Origin of the sequence: Mycolicibacter algericus DSM 45454 (assembly GCF_002086455.1) — a bacterium.
GTDB lineage: Bacteria > Actinomycetota > Actinomycetes > Mycobacteriales > Mycobacteriaceae > Mycobacterium > Mycobacterium algericum.
Window position 1 is genome coordinate 1 of record NZ_MVHC01000056.1, and the last position, 9265, is coordinate 9265.

Sequence of the window (9265 nt, forward strand, 5' to 3'; positions counted from 1 at the left end):
CGCCCCGGCCGCGCCACCCCCGGGACCACCCGGGCTCCCGGGGCCTCCCGTTCCGGTTGTGCCCGGTGGTTGACCCGGCTGACCTGGACGCGGTGGGTCGGCAACTCGGCCGAGAGCCCCGCGGCGTCCTGGAGATCTCCTACCGGTGCCCCAACGGGGAACCGGCCGTGGTCAAGACGGCGCCGAAACTGCCTGACGGAACACCGTTTCCGACGTTGTACTACCTGACCCATCCGGTGTTGACCGCCGCAGCGAGCCGGCTGGAGTCCTCGGGGCTGATGGCCGATATGACCGACCGGCTGCGGCGCGACCCGGAACTGGCCGAGGCTTACCGAGCCGCCCACGAATCTTTTCTGGCCGAGCGGGACGCGATCGAACCGCTGGGTACGACGTTCTCCGGTGGCGGCATGCCCGATCGGGTGAAATGCCTGCACGTGGTGATCGCGCACGCATTGGCCAAGGGGCGCGGTGTCAACCCGTTCGGCGACGAGGCGTTGGCGATCCTGGCCCCCGAGCCCGCGATGGCCGGAATCCTGGTACCGGAGGAGTGGTTGTGACGCGCACGGGCAGGATCGCCGGAATCGACTGCGGCACCAACTCGATTCGGTTATTGATCGCCGAACCGGTCGACGGCCGGCTGCGTGATGTTCACCGCGAGATGCGGATCGTCCGGCTGGGGCAGGGGGTCGATGCGACGGGCCGGTTCGCGCCCGAGGCGCTGGAACGCACCCGCGCCGCGCTGGCCGATTACGCCGAACTGTTGGTGACGCACGGTGTTTCGCGGGTGCGCATGGTGGCGACCTCGGCCACCCGCGATGCGGCCAACCGTGACGAATTCTTCACCATGACGGCTCAGGTGCTCGGTGTCGCGGTTCCCGGCGCTGTTGCCGAGGTCATCACCGGCCAGCAGGAAGCCGAGCTGTCCTTCCGCGGTGCGGTAGGCGAATTGGACGGCGCCGATGGGCCTTTCGTGGTGGTCGACCTCGGTGGCGGGTCGACCGAAGTGGTCCTCGGGGACCCGGAGCGCGGGGTGTCGGCCGCCTACTCGGCCGACATCGGCTGTGTCCGGTTGACCGAACGCTGCCTGCACTCCGACCCGCCGACCGCCGCGGAGGTCGCCGCCGCCCGCAGCGTCGCCCGCGAGTTGCTGAGCGAGGCGTTGCAGGTGGTTCCGGTGCAGCACGCGCGGACCTGGGTGGGGGTGGCGGGCACCATGACGACGCTGTCGGCGCTGGCCCACGGTCTGACCGAGTACGACCCGGAGGTGATTCACCTGTCCCGGGTCGGCTTCGGCGACTTGGTCGCGGTCTGCGACCGGCTGCTCGGCATGTCCCGTGAGCAGCGAGCCGCGTTGGGCCCGATGCACCCCGGCCGCGTCGATGTGATCGGCGGCGGGGCGATCGTGGTACAGGAACTGGCCCGCACGCTGTCCGAACGCGCCGGCATCGACGAGCTGGTGGTCAGCGAGCACGACATCCTGGACGGCATCGCGCTGTCTATCGCTTAGCCCAGGCGTCAAGGCGAAACCAGCGACGCCGCTCCAACCAGCTGGGATTGCAGCCGGTTGGAGCGGCGACCGGGCCGCTGGCGTGTGCGAGTATCAGCGCTTCCAGACGACCTTGTCGTGGCCGCCGGCGTCGCGGTAGACGACGCTGTCGGGGGCCGTGCCGCTCTTGACGTCGAAGTAGAGCCGCCCGCTGCTCTGGCTGCCTTGTGCGATCGGCCCGTTGGGCAGGCCGTCGACCTCGTTGCCCTTCATCACCGCGAACGTCGAACTGTTGACGGCACGGGCGTTGAAGTCGGCGATGTTCGGGGTCGGGGTACCGCTCACCGCCTTTGCTGTCACATCGGAGTACCAGATTCCGTCGTTGTGCCCGCTGGGTTGCAGGTTTTTGACGGTGTAGTCGATGGCTCCACCCGGACTCTGGATCTCTTCGGTCTCACCGAATCCGACGACCGTCGGGTCGGCCATGGCCGGCGCTGCTGCCAGCATTCCTGCCGCCACAAGGCCGGTCGCTGTCACCGCCGTCTTTTTGGCGATCTGGGAAAACATCACGGCAAAACTCCTTCCGCTAGGTCCCCCAAGACATATCCGCATGGGCGGATTTCAAACCTCGAATCGGTAACCCATGCCTGCTTCGGTCAGCAGATGCTTGGGATTCGACGGATCGTCTTCCAGTTTCCGCCGCAATTGCGCCAGGTAAACGCGCAGGTACTGGGTCTCTTTGGCGTAAGCCGGACCCCACACCTGGGTGAGTAGCTCGTCACGGCCGACAAGCTTGCCGCGATTGCGCACCAGCATCTCCAACATGCCCCACTCAGTGGGGGTCAGATGCACCTCACCACCATTCTTGGTGACTTTCTTGGCGGCCAGATCAACGGTGAACGACGACGTTTCAACTATCGGCTGGTCTATCTCGGCGGCGGCGGCATTGCGGCGCGCCGCGGCCCGCAACCGGGCCAGGAATTCGTCCATCCCGAACGGTTTGGTCACGTAGTCGTCGGCCCCGGCGTCGAGGGCCTCGACCTTGTCGGCGGAGTCGGTACGGGCCGACAGCACGATCACCGGCACCGTCAGCCAGCCGCGCAGGCCGGCCAGCACCTCGATGCCGGAGATATCAGGCAACCCCAGGTCGAGAATCACCACGTCCGGGCGGTGTTCGGCGGCGGCTCGCAGCGCGCCGGCGCCGCTCGCCGCGGTGACCACCTCGTAGCCGCGCACCGACAGATTGATCTTCAGCGCGCGCAGGATCTGCGGTTCATCATCGACTACCAGGACACGTGTGCTCATCCACCCTCTCCCGCCGGTGCCGCCAGGTCCACCACGATGGTCAGCCCACCACCTGGTGTCTCCGTCGCCGAGATGGTGCCGCCCATCGCCTCCACGAAACCGCGTGCCACCGAGAGCCCCAGGCCGACCCCGCTGGTGTTGTCATGGTCACCGAGTCGCTGGAACGGATCGAATGCGTGCAGTTCGCTGCCGGGCGGCAGTCCTCGGCCCTCATCGGCGATGTTGACCAATACCCGATCGCCGATCCGGCCGGCCGTCACCCGCACCACGCTGTCCGAGGCGTAGCGCAGCGCATTGTCGATCACATTGGCCAGCACCCGTTCCAGCAGGCCGGCATCGGCCATCGCCACGGTGGGACCCACCTCGACCTTCACCTGATCCAAGCTGCCCCGTCCGAGGACCTTGCTGCGCCTGCCGATTCCGATCAGGGCGCGCTGCACCACCTCTTCCAGGTAGACCTTGGTCAGCGCGGGTCGGATCACACCGGCGGCCAGCCGCGAGGAATCGAGCAGGTTGCCCACCAGGTCGGTCAGCTGGTCGACCGACTCCTCGACGGTGGCCAGCAGTTCGGCGGTGTCGCCCGGGGAGAAGGCGACGTCGTCGGCGCGCAGACTCGACACCGCCGCCTTGGCCGCCGCCAACGGGGTGCGCAGGTCGTGGCTGACCGCCGACAGCAGTGAACGGCGTAGCTCGTCGGTGCGCATCACCGCGTCGGCCCGGCTGGCCTCGGCCGCCAATTCCTCCTGGCGGACCAATCCGGCCGCCTGCCGGGCCACCACCGAGAGCACCCGGCGGTCGCGGGAGGCCAACTGTCGGCCGACCATCAGCATCCAGAACTCGTCGTCGCCGACATCGATCGTGGTGTCCGCGAGATCGACCGACGTGCAGGCCTGCTCGCCGACGGAGGCGACCACCTCGGGCTTGGCGGTGCCGGCCGGAATGCGGACCAGGCTCACGGCTCGCTGCGCGTAGGTCTCCCGGACCCGTTCCAGCAGGGTGTCCAGGTCCGCTCCGCGCAGCACCGACCCGGCGAACAACGTCATCAGTTCGGCTTCGCGCGAGGCGCGACCGGCTTCCCGGGCACGCTTGGCTGCGCTGTCGACCAGCACTGCCACCGCGACCGCCACCAGCAGCAACACCACTTCGGTCACGGCGGCGTCGTGTTCGGCGATGGTGAAATCGCGGCGCGGCGCGAGCAGGAAATAGTTCAGTAAGACCCCGGACAGCAGGGCCGACAGCACCGCTGGAGCGATGCCGCCGAGCAGGGCCACCACCAGTACCCCGACCACGAACAGTGCGCTTTGGCCGGTGTCGAGATACCGGTCGAGCCAGCCCACCACGATCGCGCACATCACGCACGGCACGGCGACAGCAGCCAGCCAGGACACCGCACGACGCTCCCGCGGGGATATCGACACCGACCGGAAATTCGGTTTGGTGTCCTCGTCGGTGACGATGTGCACGTCGATGTCGCCCGATTGCTGGACCACCGCCGCCCCCACACCCTCGTCGAGGATGCGCGCCCAGCGGGAACGCCGCGAACTGCCGATCACCAGCTGGGTGGCGTTGACGTCGCGGGCGAACTCCAGCAGTGCGGCAGGCACATCGTCGCCGATCACGGTGTGCAGCGACGCGCCCAGGCTGATCGCCAGTTGCCGGATTTTGCCCACCCGCGGGGCCGGCGCACCGGAGTCGCCGTCGCCGAGCACATGCAGCACCAGCAGCTCGCCGCCGGCCTTCGACGCGATCCGGGAAGCCCGCCGCACCAGCGTCTCGGATTCCGGGCCACCGGTCACCGCGGCGACGATGCGTTCCCGCGCCTCCCAGGTCTGGGTGATCTTCTTATCGGCGCGGTACTTCGTCAGCGCCGCATCGACCTGCCCGGCCAGCCACAGCAGCGCCAATTCGCGCAATGCGGTGAGGGTTTCGCCGCGGAAGTAGTTGGCCAGCGCCGCGTCGACCTTCTCCGGCGGATAGACATTGCCGTGGGAGAGCCTGCGGCGCAACGCTTCCGGTGCCACATCGATCAGCTCGATCTGAGCGGCCTGGCGCACGATGGCATCGGGAACGGTGTCGTGTTCGGTGGTCCCGGTGATCTTGGTGACGACATCGCTAAGGCTCTCCAGCTGCTGGACGTTGACCGTGGAGATCACCGTGATGCCGGCGTCGAGCAATTCCTCGATGTCTTGCCAGCGCTTCGGATTCCGGCTGCCTGCCGCGTTGGTATGTGCGAGGTCGTCGACCAGGACCACCTGGGGACGCCGTGCCAGCACCGCGGCGACATCGAGTTCGGCGCTCGGGTCGCCTACGGTCTCGATGCCCCGGAGCAGTTCTGCGGTCTTGGAGCGGCCGTGGGTCTCAATGGCAGCGGCGACCACGTCGGTGCCGCGCTCGGCGCGGCGGTGGGCTTCCCCGAGCATGGCGTAGGTCTTGCCGACCCCGGGGGAGGCACCGAGGTAGATGCGGAGTTCCCCGCGCTGACTCAACACGCTCACCCGACCATCATCCCGGCAACCGCCGTTCTCAGCCAGCGGCGACCGGCCGTGCCATCACCGTGGGTTTGAATCCGTAGTGTGGATCGCTGAAACCGCGACCGCCGCGCGCTGCGGCCGCCCCGGCGGCGCCCACCCCGGCCGGCACCGCCGTCATCGACTGTCCTTCCTCGACTGCACCGGGAATCCACTCGGAGGTGATCAACGGCGCCGCGCCGGCCCCGCCCGGTAGTGCCCCCGGCCAGGTCGACGGCACCGACAGTCCCCCGACCGGGGCCGCCTGGGCCACCCCGGCCAGTACCGGGGCCGAGCCGGCCGCCGCAGCGCCGGGGCCGGGCGCCCCGGCCGGGCTATCGACCGAATCCGCCAGGATCGTGCTGCCGGCCGCGCCGACGCCGGGTGAGGCGATGGCGATGGCGCTGGAGATGCCGGCGAACAGGTGCCAAGACCCGGCGGTCACCCCGTAGGTGCTGTAGGTCTGGATCGCGTTCCAAATCCCGATGTTCTGCGTCGAGCCGATGAAATCGGACAGAAAATCCCCGGCCTGGGCCGGGGCGGCCGCTGCGCTCAGCGGCGAGGATAGGTTCTGCACCGTGTTGGGTAGCCCGGACACCAGCTGGGACAACCCGCTCTGGGTATTGCCGGCCGATGCCTGGGCGACCGCCGCCGATTGGCCTGCCGTGCCGAGCGGGTTGCTGACCGAAGTAGGTGAGGACAGCGGTTGTAGTGTGCCGGCGCTCGCCGAGCTGGCCGCGTAGCCGTACATGGCGATGGCATCCTGTGCCCACATCTCGGCGTACTGGGCCTCGGTGGCGGCGATCGCCGCAGTGTTGAGGCCCAGGAAGTTTGAGGCGACCAACGCGGCCAGCTGGGCCCGGTTGGCGGCGATCACCGGTGGCGGCACCATCATCGCGAACGCCGCTTCGAATGCGGCGGCCGAAGCGATTGCCTGGGCTGCCGCGTGCTCGGCAGCGGCCGCGGTGGTGTTGAGCCAATTGATGTATGGCGTCACGGCCGCGGCCATCGACGCCGACGCCGGCCCCTGCCACTCCTCGCCGGTCAGCGCCGCGATCGCCGACTGGTAGGACGCCGCGGTCGTCGACAGTTCCGCGCCGAGACTGTTCCATGCCGCAGCGGCGGCCATCATCGGCGCCGCTCCGGCGCCGGCGTACATCCGGCCGGAGTTGATCTCCGGGGGTAGAGCGCCAAAGTCCATGTCGTGTCAATTCCGTTCGCTGGTAACCGCGTGTCTGCCGTCAGCCCACCGGCGGGCGCGGCATCACCTTTGGCTTGATGCCGTAGCGCAGCCGGCCGCGGCTGCCCTGCTCGCTCGAGGACGCCGGCAGCCCGGCGGGCACGGCCGCTGTCGAAGCGCGGGGTGCCGCGGCTGCGGTGCTCGTGCCGGAGAGCGCCGCGGGGGTGGCTCCGGTCGGGCCGGGTTCGCCGGCCCAGGCCGGTGGTGTCGGAGCGCCGATCGGCCGCGTCGCGGCCTGACCGGCGGTCGTTGAAACCGGTGCTGCCGCGGTGGCCGGCGCCGGCTGGCCGGTGAGACCCGCCGAGGGCATCGCGGATTCGGGGGGCGCGACGTGGTGAACCACCCCCGACGGGGAGGTGATATAGCCTGTGCCCAATCCGGTGAACGCCGAGGTGGCCGAGCCGATCGTGCCGGCCTGCATGGCGGCCAGGATGGCGCTGTTGCTGGCCACTGCGGTCAGCCCGTATGCCGGGTCGGCGGCCGATCCGCCGGTGAGCCCGCCCAGCAGGCCACCAGCCGCCGAGGCGTCGGCGGCTGCGGAATTGGCGGTCTCGGTGCTGCCGTAGGAGTCGGCGCTGGTGCGCAAGGTGTTGACGAACATCTCCTGGATCGCCGCGGCCTGTGCGCTGATCTGCTGGTACAGCTGCCCGTAGGCGGCGAACTGGGTCGCCTGCAGGACCGAGACCTCGTCGGCGCCGGCCGGGGCGACGCCGGTGGTGGGTGCGGCCGCGGCGGTGTTCTGCGCGGTCATCGCCGAGCCGATCGCTTGCAGGTTGCTGGCGGTCGCCGCCATCGCCTCGGGATGGGTGGTCACGAAGGACATGACTTCTCCTGATCGAAAACGGGCGGCCTTCGGCCGAGTGCAGGGTCCACTGTTTCCGGCCGGACGCCGGATCACCGAAGGCGTTTACGGGTTCTTAACGCCCTTGTCAGGATTCTTGACGGTTTATTCGCACAGGTACTTCGGTGATGAGTTCCTGGCAGGCGGTCAATCCTTCAAGGATGTCTTGCCCGGCTCAGCCCGCCGCCACCGGATGCATGGTGACGGTGGGACGAAACCCGTAGTTCGGCGCCGCGGTCGCCGAGGTGGCGCGCGCACCGAGCGAGCCGATCGGCATCCCGGTCGGCATGGCACCCAGCCCGCGCTCGGTAGCGGCGGTCAAGGCTGCACCAGATAGCGGCGGGGCGGTGTTGCCGACGGCCGAGGTTGCGGCCCACGCCGGCGGCACCGACAGCATGCCGACCGAACCGGCCCGGCCCACAGCCGCGGACACCCCGGCGCCGATCCCACCCGAGCCGGCCGGGCCGCCTATGCCCGGGGCGCCGGCCAATACCGGCCCGGGCGAGCCCGGGAACCCGGCCAGTGCCGGTGCCGGCGTGGTGCCGCCGCTGACGTTGCCGGCGATGCCGAGGAGGTTCGATAGCACCCCGACCATGTTGGAGCCCCCGGAGCTCGCCATCGATCCCAGGCTGGCCGGGTCCAGCAGGTTGCCCACAAGCCCGGTCGCCGATGCCGATTGCAGTGGTGATGCCAGGTTCTGCAGCGTTGACGGCAGTGTGGAGATCAACTGGGTGAGCGCGGCCTGGCCGGCGGGGTTGGTGGTCGGGCTCGGGTCGGTGAACGGGGTCACCTGCGCCGCCGCGGCCGAGGACCCCGCGTAGCCGTACATGACGGTGGCGTCCTGGGCCCACATCTCGGCATAATGCGCCTCGGTGGCCGCGATCGCCGGGGTGTTCTGCCCCAGGAAGTTGGTCGCCACCAGGGTCATCAGCAGGCTGCGGTTGGCCTCGATCACCGGCGGTGGAACCGTCATGGCGAAGGCGGTCTCGTAAGCGGCTGCGGCCGCGGTGGTTTGGGTGGCGGCCTGCTCGGCCTGTGCGGCGGTGGTGTTCAGCCACGCCACGTACGGCGCGGCCGCGGCGGCCATCGATGCCGACGCCGATCCTCGCCAGAGTTCAGTCGCCATCCGGGTGACCACGGCTTGGTAGCCGGCGGCGGTGGTGCCCAGTTCGGCGGCCAGACCATGCCAGGCCGCGGCGGCGGCCATCATCGGCGCCGCACCCGGGCCGGCGTACATCCAGCCGGAGTTGACTTCCGGTGGCAACGCACCGAATTCGATCATTTCTTGGCTCCGTTTGTCGTCGCTGGAGCTATCGGGCCGCGATCGCGTTGGCGGCCTCGGTCGTCTCGTACGATCCGGCGCTGGTCATCAGCGTGGTGACGAACATCTGGTGGATGGCATTCGCCTGGGCGCTGACCGCCTGGTACAGATCGGCGTGCGCGACGAATTGGGCGGCGGTCAACGCCGACACCGGGTCCGCCGCCGCGGGGACCACCCCGGTGGTCGCTGCGGCGGCAGCCGCATTCTGGGCGGCCATCGCTGAGCCGATACCGGTCAATTCGCCGGCCGCGGCCGTCAGCTCTTCAGGCTGAGCGCTCACGAACGACATCGCTGTCTCCTAACCGAACGGGCCGACACGGTGCCGGCCACGAGATCCACCGTGCCGCAACGGTGCTCGGTTAGCCGTGACCCTTACGCGCTCTTAACGGCGCCGGATCGAACCTTGATGAGTCCTTGATGTCCTCCGAACACAAAACAAACCGGCGCAGCCCCCTCCGCTGCGCCGGTTTGCTTTGTTGCGGCTTCGGTCAGGCCCAGCTGGAGCCCACCGAGGCGTCGGTGTTGGCCATGTTGTTGCCGGCGGTCTGCACCTTCTGACCGTGGG

General features: G+C 69.3%; 9 protein-coding genes and 1 pseudogene. 2 read left to right on the forward strand and 8 right to left on the reverse strand.

All coding sequences use genetic code 11. The features are described 5' to 3' along the window. Positions 1–65: 65 nt before the first annotated feature. Together BST10_RS21745 and BST10_RS21750 are read left to right on the forward strand one after the other, a co-directional pair. Entirely contained in the window at positions 66–557 is a 492-nt protein-coding gene (locus tag BST10_RS21745) for a DUF501 domain-containing protein (RefSeq protein WP_013827932.1), read from the forward strand. Beyond that, complete coding sequence (locus BST10_RS21750; protein ID WP_083040672.1) at positions 554–1507, forward strand: Ppx/GppA phosphatase family protein; 954 nt, start codon at positions 554–556, stop codon at positions 1505–1507. Before BST10_RS21745 ends, BST10_RS21750 begins: the two co-directional genes overlap by 4 nt. Before the next feature lie 93 nt (positions 1508–1600). Here the strand turns inward: BST10_RS21750 and BST10_RS21755 are convergent, their stop codons facing one another. From BST10_RS21755 to BST10_RS22830, 8 genes and pseudogenes are all read right to left on the reverse strand, one after another. Continuing rightward, complete coding sequence (locus BST10_RS21755; RefSeq protein ID WP_041317286.1) at positions 1601–2056, reverse strand: MPT63 family protein; 456 nt, start codon at positions 2054–2056, stop codon at positions 1601–1603. Positions 2057–2107: 51 nt separating this feature from the next. Beyond that, positions 2108–2791 carry a response regulator gene (locus tag BST10_RS21760; protein ID WP_083040674.1) on the reverse strand — a complete coding sequence of 228 codons (684 nt, stop codon included), beginning with the start codon at positions 2789–2791 and terminating at the stop codon, positions 2108–2110. Next, complete coding sequence (locus tag BST10_RS21765) at positions 2788–5286, reverse strand: sensor histidine kinase (RefSeq protein WP_083040676.1); 2499 nt, start codon at positions 5284–5286, stop codon at positions 2788–2790. Before BST10_RS21765 ends, BST10_RS21760 begins: the two co-directional genes overlap by 4 nt. A gap of 28 nt (positions 5287–5314) precedes the next feature. Continuing rightward, positions 5315–6499, reverse strand: a complete 1185-nt coding sequence (locus BST10_RS21770; RefSeq protein ID WP_083040678.1) for a PPE family protein — start codon at positions 6497–6499, stop codon at positions 5315–5317. A 40-nt stretch (positions 6500–6539) separates the two neighbouring features. Next, positions 6540–7361 (reverse strand): PE family protein, encoded by an 822-nt coding sequence (locus BST10_RS24250; RefSeq protein WP_083040680.1) that lies wholly within the window; start codon positions 7359–7361, stop codon positions 6540–6542. A gap of 193 nt (positions 7362–7554) precedes the next feature. Next, positions 7555–8661, reverse strand: a complete 1107-nt coding sequence (locus BST10_RS21780) for a PPE family protein (RefSeq protein ID WP_083040682.1) — start codon at positions 8659–8661, stop codon at positions 7555–7557. Between the two features lie 28 nt (positions 8662–8689). Continuing rightward, a complete protein-coding gene (locus BST10_RS21785) occupies positions 8690–8989 on the reverse strand; it encodes a PE family protein (RefSeq protein ID WP_083040684.1) in 300 nt (99 codons plus the stop codon). 199 nt (positions 8990–9188) lie between these two features. After that, positions 9189–9265 (reverse strand): annotated as a pseudogene (locus BST10_RS22830) (type VII secretion protein EsxI); the annotation flags it as partial.